Consider the following 17,365-nt stretch of genomic DNA (forward strand, 5'->3'; position numbering starts at 1 on the left):
CCATCCTTTTCCGGATATTTAAAAATGAACCGTCCCTTTGACGAAGAAACGATTCTCATCATAGTCGTAGCGGATAAAATTGGAATCCCGGTCCATGTAGGTGTAACCGACATTCCACAGGAGCCATCGCTGCATGGCGTAATCAACACCCAGGGTCGCGTAGTAGATGTCGTCATTCCGATGCTTCAGCCGGCCGTCCGTGTCGAAGGTTCTGCCATCAAAATCGTTCTTCCCGTATCCCAGGATGGCGTTCAAGCGGATCTTTTCATTCATGGAGAGGATATGGCTGTACCCGATGGAATAATCATCCCGGGTGTGAGGTTCATTTGTGTCCTCGTCTTCTTCGATGGCCCGGAACGCCTTCAGTTTGATGGTGTCATAGGGGGTCAGCTTGTAGGCGAGGTCAACCTGCGTTGAGAACTCGTCGATCTTGTCGTCCTTGTGGATCCTGCTGCCTCTGCGTTCCCGCTTATCATCGTATTTCTTCTGCGTCCAGCCGAGCTTGATGTACCCGCTCAACTTGGCTGTGGGATCGAAGCCGAACCCGGTATAAATGGTGTGGTTTTTGTTGTCGTGAAAATCGTCCTGGGGGTAATCGACCCTGGAATAACTGTACTCCAGAAGCGCCTCGGTCTTTGCGGTAAGGCGGTAATAAAGGGAACCGCCGACGGTATGCCGGTCATAATCCCCGGTGTTGTTGTACCGGTTGTCGTATTCGTAGTTATAGAAGTTATACCAGGTGGCGACGGCCCATCGATCGGCAAACTGGTATTTAGCCTTGGCGAAAAAGTCATTGGCCTGGTAAGGCTTATCCCGGTAGGGATCGGCGGCACCGGAAACACCGCGTATTTTTTTCCATTTCCTGACCGTTTCCGAATCGGTGAATCGATCACTGACCTCAATCGTCAGCCCTCCGGGAAAATCCAGGTTCAGGCTGGCAAAGGCCACCTGATGGACATAATCGTTTTCATCATGTTTGTTGTAATAATTGATGTCGGCCTGGTAACCGGCTTTGATGCTGTGGCGGCGTAACGGCAGGACCACGGCGATACCGGGCGATACGGTGGTGATCCAGTCGCTCCTGTCTCTCAGTCCGTCATAGCTCAAATAGACATTATCCGTGTACGTTTCCTTTATGGAGATGCTTGGGTGAACCTCCAGGGGACCCAGTTTGATGTTTCCCTGGCCGTCGGGTAAACGTTCCAGTGCCTGTACAGGGAATGCCCAAAAACTAATGAAGAGAATAAAGGCGAAAATAATTGATTTGTTTTGCATGGAAGCCCATCCTTTCTAAGTAGCTTGAATCCGTCAGTTGGTGGTTATCGCGGCATTGGGTTTTGCCGTTTTCGATTTCCACACCAAATGATTCCATCTTCACCATTTCAACTAATGGGAGGGAGAAGGGGTAGGACGAGGAGTCACGCCGCCGCCGCCGCCGCCCGAACCCGGCCTCGTTCCATCAAAGCCCGGTCCGTAATAGATCGGCCCGCCGGGGGCGCTCAGACCAAAGCCCGCGCCCTGTGCCGCCGCGTCTCCGCTGCCTCCCGCGTTGCGAATGGCATCGACACAGGAGGACTGCGAAATATTCGCGGATGTACAGGCTGCCGCGACAAGACTCGATGGCGCGTGGGCCCCACTTTTCGGTGCAATCTTTCCGGTGTTGAACGCCGTCAGCACCGCTTTGTAAAGAGAAGAAATGAAGTTGCTGTCTGCCGTTGCGTTTGCATTCCAACCCGATTCAGGGCTGATTCCCAGGGCAGACAAGGCGTCGACGGCATTCTGCCCCGTTGCATTGGCCGGGAGACTGACTCCCAGGAGTGACGCCAGGTTCAGCGCCACGCTTCCCTGGGTGGCTCCTGTAACCTGGGCGGGGGCCGTCCCCGCGAAAAAGAAGACCACCAGTACGACCAGACTCACCGCCAGTTTTCTGCAGACACGTTTTTCGTTTTTCATTCCATTCTCCTTAAGGGTATTTTCGAATACATTTTTCGGTTTCCGTCGGAACGACACCCCATAAAACCGCAACATCCCCGACCGGTTGCGTGGTGTACGTGCGATCCCTGCACGGATGCAACATATTGCCATAAAATAAAATGTTGTCAATATACCTTGCTGTTTTTTAAGGAAATTTTCACTGAAACCTATCGGTTTTTTGCCCCAGGATTCAGCTCTAAACGCAGTAACTATATGAATATATTATAAAATGAGCTTCCTTCCAACGGCCCATGGACGAACCGTTGTCGGTATAACTCGTCCCGGTAACCCTGATCCATGTTGGCGGTGTGGGCTGTGATCGTCATGGTCAGGCCTTCCACGCCAAGCGGTCACCGAGAAAACCCGCAAGAAGGCTCTTTTTCTTGGGGGCCATTTCCATCCCTGTTTTCCTGTATGGCCAAGCTGCCGGAAAAACCGCCGATAGTTCCCGTCCGTCAAGCATCCGTCGGGGGTTGCCCTCAAGAAGAACCTCCGTGCCTTCCCGACCCACATGTTGATCCAGCAAAGGTACCGCCCCGGACAGAACGGGGGTTCTACCCGTCGATGAATGGGCGTCGGAAGCCACACAGTGTACCCAGCCTCTCTCAAGAAGTGAAAAGACCGTTTCTCTTGCCCGGGAACCAAAATGTCCCGTCAGGCTCATGGCCGTAATCTGGACCAGTCCGCCTCCGGAAATCCCGTCCGCCAGGATATCCGGTCTGGCCTGGACCATGCGGTTCCGTTCCGGATGGGTCAGGATCGGGGTGAAACCGGCGAGGCGCATATGGAACAAAAAATTTACGATGGACGGAGGAACGGTATCAGGGTGAATTTCGATCAGGACAAAGCGGCCGCCGATGCAGAGGCCGGGGTTTTCCTCGAGAAATGAAACGAGGTCGGGATCGATGTGGACTTCTCCGGCCGCATGAAGATTGATGGGAATCCCAATGCTTCTGATTTTATTTCGTAACGCTTCATAAACAGGCAGAATCGATGTGGTGCTGTTCGGGTATTTACCCTGATAACAGTGGGGTGTTGCCACGATGGTATGGATGCCGTCGTCGGAAGCGATGCGGCACATTTCCAGGGCTTCGTCCATCGTTTTCGGACCATCGTCGAGAAAGGGCAGGATGTGACAATGCACGTCTATCATGCTTCAGAGAACCTTTTTCTTCCTGAGCGTGGGGATAAAAACACCGACCACCCGATTATATCGGGCCCGTGTCTTGTAAAAGAATACACCACCGTCTTCCCCCAGTGACTGGGATTCGAACAGCCTACGCAATTTCCGTAAAAATGCAAGATATTTCCCGTGAGTTTGTCCATTTGAAAAGATTATCCCGGTTTGGGCGCTCCCTCATAGGCAAATCCATTGACATGAACAGCCTGTGTTTTGTATAAAAAATGGCCGGATATGAACAGCCTGTGCCGTTTCGTCATCTTTCCAACTTCTTGCGTGCACAGCTAAACGATGGGGCGATTGGTTCAATGCGAGGGTGAAGCGACATGATCCAGGGCAAGCTCAAGACCTCTTGGGTGAGACGTCTTCTTCTCGGATGTTCCGTTCCGGTCGTGGTCGTTCTCCTGTTCCTGTCATTGCCGGTTAAGGCCGGGGCGTGGGGGAAGGTCATGGTTGTCAAGGAGAAGACAAACATCAGGGCCAAGCGTTCGGTCCAGTCTCACCTGAAAGGTAGTCTCAATGCCGGTGATAAGGTGAGAGTGGATTTCTACCGCGACAACTGGTACGCGGTCTTCCCCCTTGCACAGAAAGAGCGCCGGGAGTCCAAGGCGTTCGGTTATGTCCACGCGCCCCGCCTGACCCCCCTCAAGCCAGATGGCAAAACAAAAAAAACATCCGCCGGGCAGGCCACGCTGGTCATCAAAGACATCCGATACTATCTCGAAACAGATGGCGCAGAGAAAATCTACGTTGAATTAAGCCGGTACGCCATACCCGAGATAAGTACGACAAAGGGGGAAACCCCGCAGTTGATCATGCATTTTCAGCATGTCAAAGCCCTTGGCGAAGCCCTGGCGTTCATCCATGTTCCGGGCAGACTGATCCGGGCGGTCCGCTCGAGTCTGAATCCGGAGAACCATGTTTCCCGAATCATCCTGGAACTGGCCGGTGGAAAAGATTACACGGCTAATCAAAAATTCTACGAGGCGGAAAACCTGTACGCCCTTGAATTGAAGGAGGACCGGGGTTCCGTGAATCCCTGAGCACAAAAGAAGGCGATGTCCGCCCCAAGGCACTTCCGGATATTCGAGGGCGGTTGGGCTTCATCATGGGACGGGTGGTCCCCATACGTGAAATTGCTGAATATATTCGTTTCAGCGTCACACGCGATTATACCGGCGTCACGTTATCCCTTTTACGGCCTGACAAGGGCACCGGAAATAGATGTTGACAGGAAACATGAATCATTCTATATTATTGAAATTACGGAGAAGATTGCTTTACCAGGGTGGCTGCCCATCGTCCATTCGCGCTGCCATATATCGTGCATGTTATAGTACGTGTATTTTATTATCGATGCGAGGCATGTCATGACATCCTTCCCGTTTTCCACACAATTCGGTCAAAGAGGCGAGTTTCCTGCTCTTCCAGGCATTGCTCTGGGCATGTTACTTCAATTGCAATTTCAGGGTTTGGGTTCGTCACGGAGCACCCTTGTCGGAATGGAACCCGGCAAATTCCTGATAGTGAACACCCCACCCATTGCGGAGATTGGCTCAAAGCTCTTTATGAAAAACCACGCGATTGTCCGTTATCTCTCGTCAGGGAATGTGTACGCATTTCGTTGCACACTCCTGAGACTCATCAAGGACCCTTTCCGCTTGTCTGTTCTGTCCTATCCGGAATCTTTTGAAAACATGAACCTGAGAAAGCATGAACGGATTTCCTGTATCCTTGACGCCTCTGTTTCCCTTGACGAAAAAAAATATGACGGCCTGGTTACCGATCTGAGTATCGGTGGATGCAACTTCGAGTTCAGTAAGTCCGACTCGACGGAGTTTCCCGATATCAAGATAGCCGATGAGTTGCTTATTTTCATTCAATTGAAACAAAGAACGGACCTGGAGGGAATCCACGTCGCTGTGCGCAGCATGCAAAAAGACAAGGACTCCTTATCCCTGGGAATGGAGTTTGTTGCGGCCGACCAGGCAGCGGGACTTGAGCTTATCCGGAAAGAACTGGCCGATTTCATCCACACCATAGAAGAATATTAGGGTAACGTTGTGCGGTTCCCCGTACATTCACACCCGTTGACGGGAATCGGGGGGCGGATTTCGCAGCCACGGGTTGAAGCGGGATTCGTCGGGAGGCAACCGGTTTCCCGGAATCTTCCGTTTCCACGTCCCCTTGCAACATGCCTTCACAGGTGAGACGGGTGCATTCCGGCTTTCCATCCGGACGGCCTCGGAAAGCCTTGAACACGCGGATCACCGTGGATTGTTCCCTTGGGTCATGGGAGCTGACCGTAATTGCTTTGACACAGGAAGGCACATTCCTTATACTGGCGCGAAAACAACCCGTGAGGCATTGATATGGGAGACTGCTTCGGGCGGTCTTTGTTTTCGCTTTCAGGATACGCCGGGCCCTTGGCCATGGCGTGATTTTCAACGCGGCCATGGCCATATCGGGGTACGGGGAGGTAAATCGTGGGTAAAATTCGTGTGGGTGTAATCGGCATCGGGCATCTCGGCAATTATCACCTGCAAAAATATCAAAAGATAGAAAACGTAAGGATTTCCGGGGTGGTGGATATCGACCCCTTGCGTGCCGAAAAAGCGGCAGGCATATTCGGGTGCGCGGCCTATGCCGATCATCGGCACCTGGTGGAAACCGTGGATGCGGTGAGCATTACGGTGCCCGCGCAGTTCCATCATGTCGTCGCCAGGGATTTTCTGGTCGCGGGCAAGGATGTATTGATTGAGAAACCCTTCACCGCCACCCTTCAGGAAGCGGACGATCTCATCTCGCTCGCATCGGAAAAACATCTGGTCCTCCAGGTCGGTTTCATCGAACGGTTCAATCCCGCCATTGTGGCCTTGAACAAGGTCATGGGCCGGCCGTTGTTCATCGAATCCCACCGCCTGCATCCTTTTATCGAACGTGGTACGGATGTGGATGTGGTCCTGGATTTGATGATCCATGATCTCGATCTCATTTTGCATTATGCGTGCTCGCCCCTGAAGGACGTCGACGCGGTCGGCGTCTCGGTTCTCTCGGACAAGGTGGATATTGCCAACGTCCGGCTCAAGTTTGCCAACGGGTGTGTGGCCAATATTACGGCCAGCCGCGTTACCCTCAAGCGCATGCAGAAAATCCGTTTTTTTGGTTTGGAGGGCTATCACGCCGTGGACTTCGGTAAACGGGAGCTCGTGTCGGTGAAGCGGCAAGAAAGGGAGGGGGGGAAAATAACGATCGGTCTTAACGAAGTGCAGGTGGCGCAATACGACCCGCTGGAGGAAGAAATTCGTGCATTTGTCGACTCTGTCGCACGGAGAGCCGAACCTCCTGTTTCCGGGGTGGAGGCCAGAAAATCTCTGGAACTGGCGTTGTTGATCAACGAAAAAATGAAGACGGGGAGGGATGTCGCGTTATGATTCCCATGGTGGATCTCAGAAGGCAGTATCTTCAGCTCAAACCGGAAATTGATGCCGCGGTCCTGGGGGTACTTGACACGACCCAGTTCATCCTCGGGCCAAACGTTTCAGCCCTTGAGGCCGAGGTAGCCCGTTATCATGACCTGCCCCATGCGGTCGGCGTGGCCAGTGGAACCGACGCGCTCCTGCTGGCGCTCCGGGTTTTGGGGATCGGTGACGGGGATGAGGTTATTACGACCCCATTCACTTTCATCGCCACCGCGGAGGTGCTGGGGCTGCTGGGGGCTGTTCCGGTCTTCGTCGATATCGATCCGCGGACCTTCAATATCGACCCCGGCCTGATCGAAGCGGCGGTGACCCCCAGAACACGCGCCATTATCCCGGTCCATCTGTTCGGCCAGGCGTGCGATATGGCTCCACTTCTCGATGTAGCCGAAAAATATGGACTCAGGGTAATCGAGGATTGTGCACAGGCCTTCGGGGCCCGTTACAGGGGTCAACCTGTCGGAACACTGGGTGACGCGGGCTGCTTCAGTTTCTTTCCCAGCAAGAACCTGGCCTGTTATGGAGACGGCGGCATCATCGTCACCGGAAACGCCGAGATTGACGCCAAGCTGCGTGTACTGCGCAACCATGGCAGCACGGTGCGATACCATCACAGCATTTTGGGATACAACAGCCGCCTTGATGAAATTCAGGCGGCGATCGTCCGTATAAAGCTCCGACATATCGATGCCTTCAATGCGGGACGCAGAAATGCCGCGGAACAATATCGGCAGGTCATTCGTCGCGACGACGTCACCCTGCCCTTTGAAGCGCCGGACTGTAATCATGTCTTTCACCAGTTCACCCTGCTGGCGGAGCGCCGGGATGATCTGATGAAATCCCTTTCTGAAGAGGGGATCGCCAGTGCCATCTATTACCCCATTCCCTTACATCGCCAGGAGGTTTTTGTCGGGCGACCGCATGGCGCCCTGCCTGTCACCGAACGCGTGGCCGATCGGGTCCTGTCTTTACCGATGTTTCCGGAGATTACGCCGGAGGAAATTCGCCGCATTGGTGATGTGATCAATGATTGCGTCTGAGAAAGAGAGTCGTCGCCTGGTCATGATCGTTGCCGGAGAAGCCTCGGGTGATCTGCATGGGGCAAACCTGGTCCGGGAGATGAAGGCCCTTGATCCATCCCTTGTCTTTTTGGGTGTCGGCGGAAGCAGGTTGGAGGCGGAGGGGGTAAGTCTTGTGGCGCGGTCGTCGGACATGGCCGTGGTCGGTATTACAGAGGTCTTCACGAAAATTCGCTTCATCTGCAGGGTTTTCTTTCAGCTTCGGTCGATGCTGAGAAAAGAAAAACCGAGACTGCTTGTTCTGATTGACTACCCGGACTTCAATCTTCGCTTGGCCGCAAAGGCGAAAGCAGCGGGCGTTCCCGTTTTCTATTACATCGGTCCCCAGGTGTGGGCCTGGAGAAAAAGCCGGGTTCATCAGATCCGGCGAATTGTGGACCGGATGGTCGTGATTCTCCCCTTTGAAAAGGCCTTCTATGCCCGCATGGGTTTCCATGTCGATTTTATCGGTCATCCCCTGCTTGATGTGGTCAAGCGCAGCCGGTCCAGGGAAGAGGCCCTGAGGGATTTCGGTCTACAGGACAAAAACCCGATTGTGGCGCTCCTGCCGGGCAGTCGTGAAAAGGAAATCAGAAGTCTTCTGCCGGAAATGATGGGCGCTGCGGTTCTGCTGAAAGAGCATTTCGGAGAAGCGCAGTTCATTCTGCCCCTGGCGGATGCGGTCGATCCGCAGTTGGCGCAGGGGATTATCCAAGTCCATCCTGTTGCCGTCAAGGTTGTTCCGGGGCAGATTTATGATGCCGTCGGCTATGCCGACATAGCGATCGTGGCATCCGGAACGGCCACCCTGGAGACCGCCCTGCTGGAGATACCCATGGTTATCCTGTACCGCACATCCTCCATCACGGCGGCCATCGGAAGACGTTTAATCCGTGTGAAGCATATCGGCCTCGTGAACATCATTGCGGGGAAAACCATTGTGCCGGAACTGATTCAGGAATCGGCTGATGCGGCGAGCATTGCCGATGCAGCACTGAAAATTTTATCGGACAACGAACGGAACGAAAAGATGAGACGCGATCTGGCAAATATCAAGAATTTGTTGGGTAAGCCGAATGCCTCCGCCCGGACGGCTCAACTGGCATTGGATCTCATAAACCGCTCCGGCTGGAAAAACGATTGATTTTTCAAAAACATTTTTCACCCTCTCCCGTTCGCAATCCGGCCGCAAAAAAATCCCCCATACGCAGGGAACCGTGTACCGCGCCCGGGGGGAACGTTAGGCACATCAGTACCACCGGCATATGGGGGAAAAATCACCCTAAACGCTCAATGAAGCTATCGTCCTATGTGTATCCGGAACCGGACACCACATATCCGGGGCCGTCTGCCCGTGAAAACGATGTACACATGGATCAATGCCGAAATACCAAGAAAAACCATCTTGAAAAACAGCCCGATTTTATCGCAAAGAGCAAGGGAAACTCAATTACATGGCAGCAACGACTTTCTTTTTCGAAAGATGCTCCAGAATCTCTTTCAACTGGCCGGCCTCAAACGGCTTGATCATGTAGAAAAGGATGTCCTGTTGCCTGACGGTGCTTTCCAGTTCGCGGGAGTTGTAACCCGTCATGGTGATCACGTCGATGTCGGGCCGTTGCTTCCTGATGATCGGGATCAAGTCGTAACCCTTGATGTCCGGGAGGAAAATATCCATCAGGATCAGATCAAACGTTTCGCTTTGAAGCAACTCCAGAGCCTTCTGGCCTGAATCGGCTGTCGCGCAATCATGTTCCCACAACGCAAGATATCTCTTGAGGAGATCCAGAAAAGGTGCTTCGTCGTCAACGACCAGAACTTTCATATCGCCCACACCAATGGGAAAGACGCCTGTTATGATAATTATCACTCAAGATATATGCCACGAAACCATTTTTCTTATACTATGCTGATTTAGTTTGATAAATTGTTCCTTCTACAATGGTTCCGGCCGGCCAAACCAAAGAATGTATGGGTCATGTATGACCCATTATCGACCATGGCGGAGCTATACCGCAATAAAAATGATGAGTTGCTCGTGTGGGCCATATATGTCCCAAAATGTTACCCATTCAGGCCATATTGCTTCATTTTGCGGAAACGCGTTTTTCTGGAAACGCCCAGGGCATCGGCGGCTTTTCCTTTTTTCCATTTCTGGTTTTTCAGTGCTTCCTCGATAAACCGCTTTTCGAAGGCTTCCACGGCGGCATTCAGTGAATTGTCCGTGTAGCCGGGCAAGCCGGAGGTCATGGATACCCTGGAGATTTCCGGAAGATCGGCGGATGGCAGAAAGTCAAGTTTTTTTTCAGTCAGGTAACGTTGAATGACATTTTGCAGTTCCCGTACGTTACCCGGCCAATTGTATGCGAAAAGGGTTTCCATGATTTTTTCCGGCAGACGGAAAGGCTCTTCCCCCTGTCGATAAAGCGCCATAAAGTGTTCGACCAACAGGGGTATGTCCTCCTTTCGTTCCCTCAACGGAGGAAGGGTGATGGGCAGAACATGAATGCGATAAAAGAAATCCGGCCGAATGGCCTTTCTGTTGACCTGTTCCATCAGATCACGATTTGTCGCCGCAATGATTCGAATGTCCGATTGTTTCAGCCTGGTGTCGCCCACCGGGGTGTAGCCTCCCCCCTCAATCGCCCGTAAGAGCTTGACCTGGATGCTCAGCCCGAGTTCCCCCACCTCGTCCAGGAGCAGGGTCCCCCGGTTGGCCAAATCCAGGTATCCATGTTTGTCGATGTAGGCACCGGTGAAAGCGCCCTTGCGGTGTCCGAAAAATTCACTTTCCATGAGGGTTTCCGGAATGGCCCCGCAATGGACCGTAACAAACTCATTTCCCCGGCGCTCGCTCATGTCGTGAATTTCCCTGGCAACGAGTTCTTTCCCGGTGCCCGATTCGCCGTAAATGATCACATTGGCCCGGGAACCGGCTGCGCTGATGATCTGTTCGTAGACCTTCTGCATGGCCGGACTCTTCCCGATCAGGCATCCGAAGCGATAACGTTCCCGGATGGAGGCCTTCAGCTTGATGTTTTCGAGACTCAGGCGCTCCTTTTCCTGTTCCATTGAAAGTTCTTTGAGTTTGCCTTCCGTTATGTCTCTCAGGATGATCAGGGTCGCCCTGGTGCCGTCCCAAGGGATTCGAGTAAAGTGACCCTCCACCCAGATACTGAGGCCGTTTTTTGTCAGGCAGGGCGCCTGAAAATCCGTTTCCTGTTCCACGTTTTTTCTGGATTCCTCCATGACACGATCCACGTGGGGGTGATGTGTTTCCCGGATCAGTTCCAGAAAGTCTTTCCCCAGGAGATCCGCTTCCCGGTCATATCCGAACATGGACATGAAAGATTGATTGACCAGGATGAAACGGCCCTCTTTCAAGAGGCACATCCCGTTAGAAATATGGTCACAGAGGATTTTATAACGGTTGTCGCCTGGAGGCATGGCATTTTCGTTCAACACTCGGTTTGTCATATCCTGAATAATTTCAACCGCCCCCGCAATTTTCCCCCTGTGATCGTAAACGGGGCAGGCGATTAAATGCAGCAGATGGCGTTTCCCCCTGCGGTCGAGAAAGGGGCCTGAAACTTCCCATGCTCCTGGCAGCATCACCGACGGCATCAGTTGATGGTTTTCATAAAACCGGGGAAGGTCCTCCTCTAGTTGATCCACAATCAGGTCCGCGAGAATGGGTCTTTTTTCACGGTAAAAGGGTTCCCATTGACGGTCCGTTCCGACCACGTCCGCCGCTTTGCGTCTCGTCAACACCTCTGCCGCCCGATTCCAGTGGATGACCTTGTGGTCCGGCCCGATGGTGATTTCCGCCACGGGCATGTTGTCCATAATCTGTTCATGGGCGAGCCCGATTTGCATGCTGTTTCGCTCCTGTCTGTTCATGTGTCAATTATGTCCCATTTTATGGTTTAAAGAAAGGGATTTGTCAACAGGCATTCATCCTCTGTCGCCTGTGCACCCTGGGGAGAAACCCAAATTCTCTTTCCGGGTTGGGCCGTTGGAGAATTCATGGCACCCATGCGTGGGAACGGCCTATACAATCCGGCGGCAAGGTTTGGCTGAGCTGCGGAACGGAAAATTCAAGGGCTTAATTTCTGAGCTTTTTTCTTGACAAGGTGCCCGTCCTGGTATATGGAGCGCGGCAGTGCTTCAATAAGCGGTTGGCTTTGCCCGGACAAGAGAACATTGAAATGACTCGCTCGTGAAGCGGGGTGATTCCGCTTGATACAGGGTTCCGTATCAGGGACAAGCGGTCTTGATATATCGGGTCTTTTATACTTTACAACGGGCCAACCGACGCTGCTGGGGGGCTGTTGATAGGAATCACGTTATATACGGAAGGCTTAGACGCATGATCAGTACAATTACCAGGACATTCAGGGGCGGGATTCATCCCCCCGACCACAAGGCTCTGTCTGCCGCCAAGGCAATTGAAGTCATGCCTCTGTCCGCACGGGTGGTGATTCCCCTGCAGCAGCATATCGGCCGGATTTCCGAAGCCATTGTTCAGGTCGGGGACCGGGTACTCAGGGGACAGCCCGTCAGCAAACCAAGTGGACCGGTTTCCGTGTCTTCTCACGCCTCCCTGTCTGGAACAGTGAAGGCCATCGAATCGTACCCTCATCCCCTGGGGCAGGCGGCGCCTGCGGTGGTTATCGAGTCCGACGGCCTGGACGAACCCCATATAGATTTTGCTTTCAATTCCAAATACATGTCTTTAACGCCGGAAGAGATGAAAAATCTCATTGCCGACGCCGGCATTACCGGCATGGGCGGCGCGACTTTCCCCACCCATATCAAACTCATGCCGCCGCAGGACAAACCGATCGATACGGTCATTTTGAACGGCGCCGAATGTGAACCGTACCTGACGTCCGATCATCGCCTGATGTTGGAATATCCTGAAGATATCGTTCATGGCCTCCGTATCATTATGAAGGTGCTGGGCGTAACGAAGGGGTTTGTTGCGATCGAAAAAAACAAACCGGATGCCATCGCCATATTCTCGGAACTTCTCAAAAACGATGGGCAAATTTCACTTTGTCCATTGAAGGTCAAATACCCCCAGGGTGCGGAAAAGCAACTGATTTATGCAACAACTCGGCGTCAAGTGCCGGCGGGAAAGCTCCCCATGGAAGTGGGATGTGTGGTTCAGAACGTGGGAACCGCCAAGGCCATCTATGAAGCCGTCGCTTTCCAGAAACCCCTGATTGAACGGGTGGTCACGGTAACGGGAGCGGTCCGGGAACCAAAAAATCTTCTGGTGCGAATCGGGACTTCCGTTCGGGAACTGATTGAGTATTGTGGTGGGTTTAGGGAGGAACCCGGGAAGGTTATCATGGGCGGTCCCATGATGGGGATAGCCCAGTTCACTCTCGATGTGCCGATTATCAAGGGTTCGTCCGGCATTGTCGTGATGAGCCGAGGCGAAGTGAAGGAATACGAACCACAGGAATGTATTGCCTGCGCCCAGTGCGTCGATGTGTGTCCCATGAATCTCATGCCGACGCTGATCGTCAGTTACGTGGAGAACGAGCGCTGGGATCTGGCCAAGGAGGCGGGCATTATGAACTGCATGGAATGCGGATCCTGTGCTTTTGTCTGTCCTGCCGGCCGGAATGTTATGCATCTGATGCGCTTCGGAAAATTTATGGTTCAGGAAATGGAAAAGGCGGAGAAGAAGTAAGATGGCAGACACAAAAACAGAAGTGGCTCCGCAGCTTATCGTCAGCGCTTCCCCCCATTTGAGGACAACGGATTCAGTCGAGAAAATCATGTACTCGGTGGTTATCGCGCTGCTTCCGGCTCTGGCGGGTGCCGTGTATTATTTTGGGCTGCGGGCACTTTGGGTCACAGGTATTGCCGTTGTAACGGCCGTGGCGACGGAAGCGGCAATACAAAAATGCCGCAAGGTTCGGATTACGGCTCTGGACGGAAGCGCCATCGTCACGGGCATCCTGCTGGCCTTCAATGTACCGCCCGGTGTCCCCTGGTGGATTCCCGTTGTTGGAACGGTTTTCGCCATCGCCATCGGCAAACACGTTTTCGGCGGTCTCGGCCTGAATCCCATGAACCCGGCGCTTCTGGGGCGGGCTTTTCTCATGGCGTCCTGGCCGGTAATGATGACCACGGGATGGAGCGTACCCACGGGAGGCACGACATCCGGCGTGGATGCCGTAACCGGGGCCACGCCCCTGATGGTCATCAAGGCGGCGATGCGCGACCTGGCCCTGGGTATCAACGTCGAACAATCCAGGGCAATCGTTGAGTCTGCCGGAACGACGAAAGCCTATCTTTCACTTTTTGTCGGAAGTGTCGGCGGGTGCATCGGAGAGACCTCCGCCTTGCTGCTGATCGTTGGGGCGGCTTACCTTTTTTACAAGAATTACATCAATTACCGCATTCCCCTGTCCTTTATTGGTACGGTCGCTATTTTGGGCTGGATCTTCGGGGGCGAAGGTCTCTTTACGGGAGACTTCATGTTTCACATCCTGGCCGGCGGGCTCATTCTCGGGGCCTTCTTTATGGCGACAGATATGGTCACCTGTCCGTCGTCACCGCTGGGTCAGTGGATATTCGGTTTTGGCTGCGGTCTGTTGACCATTGTGATCCGTCTTGTCGGCGGCTATCCTGAAGGAGTTTCCTATTCTATTTTGCTGATGAACCTGACTACGCCTCTTCTGGATCGGTATACGAAACCCAAGGTTTTTGGAGCATAAAAGTGTTGAACATTACCAAACTTGGATTTATTCTGGGAATTTTTTGTGTGAGCGCGGCGTTTGCCTTGAGTGCTGTTTATGAAAGCACGAAAGGGAAGATCGCCTACGAGAAGGAAAAAGTCATGCAAGAGGCACTGAGAAGTGTTCTTCCCGAAGCGAAAAACATTGTTTTGACGACGTCGCCGGACGGGAAGGAGTATTACTGCGGATTTGCCGGTGACGACACGGATGTTCCACCTGTCGGCTACGCCATTGTCGCTGCGGGAAAGGGTTATTCCAGCACGATCCAAACCCTGGTCGGCCTTGCGCCGGACGGGGTGATCAAAGGCATGAACATCATGTACCAGCAGGAAACACCGGGATTGGGGACGAAGGCCGTGGAAATCAAGTACGGTGAAAAGGATCCCTGGTTCCAGCGGCAGTTTATAGGGAGCTTTGGCGACACGGTTGCCGTGGACAAGGACGGCGGGAAGATTCAATGTATTACAGGTTCGACCATTACATCGCGGGCGATTGCATCATCCATAAAACAGGAAGTTGAGTGGATGAGGAGCAAGGCCATTTTGAAACCGGTTCAAGAGTAGGAAACGGAGCGTCATATGCAAAGGACAATAGTACAGGAATTCACCAAGGGCATCGGCAGTGAAAACCCGATATTCCGCCTTGTTCTCGGGTTGTGTCCGGCTCTGGCTGTGACGACTTCATTGGAGAACGGTCTTGGCATGGGACTGGCGGCCACCTTTGTCCTGTTGTGTTCCAACACGATCGTTTCGTTGATAAAAGGGATTGTGCCCCCCAAAATACGGATTCCTATTTACATCGTCGTGATTGCCACATTCGTTTCCATTACGGAAATGGTGATGGCCGCGTATGCGCCGGACTTGCACAAGGCACTGGGCATTTTTGTGCCGCTTATCGTGGTGAACTGCGTTATTCTGGGACGGGCCGAGGCTTTTGCGGGAAAAAACGGTGTATTTCGTTCTGTCGTTGACGGGTTGGGGATGGGGACAGGATTTACCATTTCCCTGTGTGTTCTGGCGGGGATCCGGGAAATACTCGGAGACGGAAAGCTCTGGGGATACCCCGTCATGGGGCAGAGCTTTGAGCCTGTTTTGCTGCTGATTTTGCCGGCGGGGGGTTTCTTTGTCATGGGACTCCTGATGGCGGCGCTCAAGATGAAGGATATGAGGACGGCGGCCATGAAACGCACTCAGGCGATTGCCGAAAAATAAAGGCATTTTTGAGGACCGGTTATGGATATCAAGATCATATTTCTGATTATTATTTATTCGATTCTGATCCAGAACTTCGTCTTGTCGCGATTTCTGGGTCTATGTCCTTTCTTCGGTTGTTCCCAGAAACTGAGTTCCGCCGTCGGGATGGGACTGGCGGTCATCTTTGTGATGGTTCTCGCTTCATCTATTACCTGGATCCTCTATACTTATCTGCTGGATCCCGCGACGAGTGTCATGGGCTTTTTGGCAACCGATGGCGTCGCTCCGGATTTGACTTTTCTGAGAACAATCGCCTTCATCCTGGTTATTGCTTCATTGGTGCAGTTCATTGAAATGTTCCTGCAGAAAAAGGTCCCCCCCCTGTATCGCGCCCTGGGTATTTTTCTGCCCCTGATTACGACGAACTGTGCCGTTCTGGGTGTCGCTGTGTTGAATATCGATGGCTTCAGTGCAATCGGGCTTGACGGAAAGCTGACATTCCTGCAGAGCCTCGTTCAGGGTTTCGCTGGTGGAGTGGGCTTTCTGATGGTACTGGTTCTGATGGCCGGTTTGCGGGAGAAACTCGACCTGGAGACAATTCCGGAATCGATGAAGGGTATTCCCGTTGCATTTATAATGGGCGGGCTTATGGCGATCGCTTTTATGGGATTTTCAGGGCTTTCTATTTAATAAGAACAGGAATTTGATTTTATGATCACAGTCGTTTCATCCGTTATGATTCTTGGCGTTATCGGAATCTTTTTCGGGGCTTGCCTGGCCTATGCCTCTAAAATCTTCTATGTGCAGCTCGACCCGCGTGTTGAAAAGATTGCCGACACCCTGCCCGGTGCGAATTGTGGAGCTTGTGGAGCGGCGGGTTGTTTTTCCTATGCCGAAGGGGTTGTGGCGGGGACGTTTCCTCCGAATGCCTGTACCCCGGGAGGTAAGGATGTCGCCGCTATAATCGGCGAGATTATGGGGTGCGCCGTAGAGGAAGTGACCCCCATGCTGGCCGTCGTCCACTGCAAGGGAGGCCGGAAAGAGGCGAGACAAAAATTTGAATATATGGGGGTGCAGGACTGCAAGGCGGCAATGCTTCTGGCCGGCGGCAACAAAGCCTGTGAATACGGCTGTCTCGGGTTCGGCAGTTGTGTTGCAGTCTGCCCGTTTCAGGCGATTGAAATGGGGGATAACGGGCTGCCTGTCGTGTATCCCGAACTCTGTACCGGATGCGGTCTGTGTGTGAAGGCCTGTCCACGGCATATCATCAGCCTCATTCCGCAGACACAAAAAATCTACCTGGCCTGTGCGAATCCGGAAAAAGGCAAGGCGGTCAAGGGGGTTTGCGAGGTCGGGTGTATTTCCTGCGGTATTTGCGCCAACAAGAACAACAACCCCTCCGGGGATATTGTCATGGAAGGCGGCCTGCCCAGGATAGATTATAATGACAACCTGCGTATTCTGCCTGGGGCGACGCGTTGTCCGTCGGACAGTTTCGTAATCGAAGTTGATTACCCGCCGGTAACATACGATGCCGATAAGTGTGACGGCTGTGAGGGGAAACCGAAACCCCTCTGTGTGAAAATCTGCCCGTCTAAAGGTTGCCTGACCTTTGACACAGAACAGAAGAAGGCTGTTTATGACAGCGACAAGTGCGTCGGCTGTGAATTGTGTATCAGTGAATGTCCCGTGGTGGCGTTTAAGTAAGACTAACATCAGAAAA

Annotated in this window: 16 protein-coding genes; 11 read left to right on the forward strand and 5 right to left on the reverse strand. The window is 52.9% G+C overall.

Annotation, left to right across the window (positions count from 1 at the left end):
- Positions 1–18 precede the first annotated feature (18 nt).
- From GX147_07170 to GX147_07180, 3 genes are all read right to left on the reverse strand, one after another.
- The gene (locus GX147_07170; GenBank protein NLN60473.1) at positions 19–1,275 is read right to left on the reverse strand and encodes an outer membrane beta-barrel protein; all 1,257 of its coding nucleotides are present in this window, start codon (positions 1,273–1,275) and stop codon (positions 19–21) included.
- A gap of 111 nt (positions 1,276–1,386) precedes the next feature.
- Complete coding sequence (locus GX147_07175) at positions 1,387–1,953, reverse strand: hypothetical protein (protein ID NLN60474.1); 567 nt, start codon at positions 1,951–1,953, stop codon at positions 1,387–1,389.
- Positions 1,954–2,302: 349 nt separating this feature from the next.
- Positions 2,303–3,127, reverse strand: a complete 825-nt coding sequence (locus GX147_07180) for a hypothetical protein (GenBank protein NLN60475.1) — start codon at positions 3,125–3,127, stop codon at positions 2,303–2,305.
- A 353-nt stretch (positions 3,128–3,480) separates the two neighbouring features.
- On the opposite strand from GX147_07180, the gene GX147_07185 reads away from it, so the two are divergent.
- From GX147_07185 to lpxB, 5 genes are all read left to right on the forward strand, one after another.
- Positions 3,481–4,197, forward strand: a complete 717-nt coding sequence (locus tag GX147_07185) for a hypothetical protein (protein ID NLN60476.1) — start codon at positions 3,481–3,483, stop codon at positions 4,195–4,197.
- 402 nt (positions 4,198–4,599) lie between these two features.
- Entirely contained in the window at positions 4,600–5,208 is a 609-nt protein-coding gene (locus tag GX147_07190) for a flagellar brake protein (protein NLN60477.1), read from the forward strand.
- A 432-nt stretch (positions 5,209–5,640) separates the two neighbouring features.
- Positions 5,641–6,588 (forward strand): Gfo/Idh/MocA family oxidoreductase, encoded by a 948-nt coding sequence (locus tag GX147_07195; GenBank protein ID NLN60478.1) that lies wholly within the window; start codon positions 5,641–5,643, stop codon positions 6,586–6,588.
- Positions 6,585–7,673 carry a DegT/DnrJ/EryC1/StrS family aminotransferase gene (locus GX147_07200; protein ID NLN60479.1) on the forward strand — a complete coding sequence of 363 codons (1,089 nt, stop codon included), beginning with the start codon at positions 6,585–6,587 and terminating at the stop codon, positions 7,671–7,673. Before GX147_07195 ends, GX147_07200 begins: the two co-directional genes overlap by 4 nt.
- A complete protein-coding gene (gene lpxB, locus GX147_07205; GenBank protein NLN60480.1) occupies positions 7,660–8,835 on the forward strand; it encodes a lipid-A-disaccharide synthase in 1,176 nt (391 codons plus the stop codon). Before GX147_07200 ends, lpxB begins: the two co-directional genes overlap by 14 nt.
- 306 nt (positions 8,836–9,141) lie before the next feature.
- Here lpxB and GX147_07210 read toward each other — a convergent pair whose 3' ends face one another.
- The gene (locus tag GX147_07210; GenBank protein ID NLN60481.1) at positions 9,142–9,516 is read right to left on the reverse strand and encodes a response regulator; all 375 of its coding nucleotides are present in this window, start codon (positions 9,514–9,516) and stop codon (positions 9,142–9,144) included.
- Positions 9,517–9,755: 239 nt separating this feature from the next.
- Positions 9,756–11,567: a sigma 54-interacting transcriptional regulator gene (locus GX147_07215; GenBank protein ID NLN60482.1), complete on the reverse strand. Its 1,812-nt coding sequence runs from the start codon at positions 11,565–11,567 to the stop codon at positions 9,756–9,758.
- 505 nt (positions 11,568–12,072) lie between these two features.
- On the opposite strand from GX147_07215, the gene rsxC reads away from it, so the two are divergent.
- The 6 genes from rsxC to GX147_07245 are packed head-to-tail and all read left to right on the forward strand — an operon-like array spanning position 12,073 to position 17,349.
- Entirely contained in the window at positions 12,073–13,395 is a 1,323-nt protein-coding gene (gene rsxC / locus GX147_07220; protein NLN60483.1) for an electron transport complex subunit RsxC, read from the forward strand.
- A gap of 1 nt (position 13,396) precedes the next feature.
- A complete protein-coding gene (locus GX147_07225; GenBank protein ID NLN60484.1) occupies positions 13,397–14,428 on the forward strand; it encodes an RnfABCDGE type electron transport complex subunit D in 1,032 nt (343 codons plus the stop codon).
- 2 nt (positions 14,429–14,430) lie between these two features.
- Positions 14,431–15,012, forward strand: a complete 582-nt coding sequence (locus GX147_07230) for an FMN-binding protein (GenBank protein ID NLN60485.1) — start codon at positions 14,431–14,433, stop codon at positions 15,010–15,012.
- 15 nt (positions 15,013–15,027) lie between these two features.
- Positions 15,028–15,660 (forward strand): electron transport complex subunit E, encoded by a 633-nt coding sequence (locus GX147_07235; GenBank protein ID NLN60486.1) that lies wholly within the window; start codon positions 15,028–15,030, stop codon positions 15,658–15,660.
- A 21-nt stretch (positions 15,661–15,681) separates the two neighbouring features.
- Positions 15,682–16,332 carry an RnfABCDGE type electron transport complex subunit A gene (locus GX147_07240; protein ID NLN60487.1) on the forward strand — a complete coding sequence of 217 codons (651 nt, stop codon included), beginning with the start codon at positions 15,682–15,684 and terminating at the stop codon, positions 16,330–16,332.
- Between the two features lie 21 nt (positions 16,333–16,353).
- Entirely contained in the window at positions 16,354–17,349 is a 996-nt protein-coding gene (locus GX147_07245) for an RnfABCDGE type electron transport complex subunit B (protein NLN60488.1), read from the forward strand.
- Positions 17,350–17,365 lie beyond the last annotated feature (16 nt).

Source organism: Deltaproteobacteria bacterium, from assembly GCA_012522415.1.
Taxonomy (GTDB): Bacteria; Desulfobacterota; Syntrophia; order Syntrophales; family JAAYKM01; genus JAAYKM01.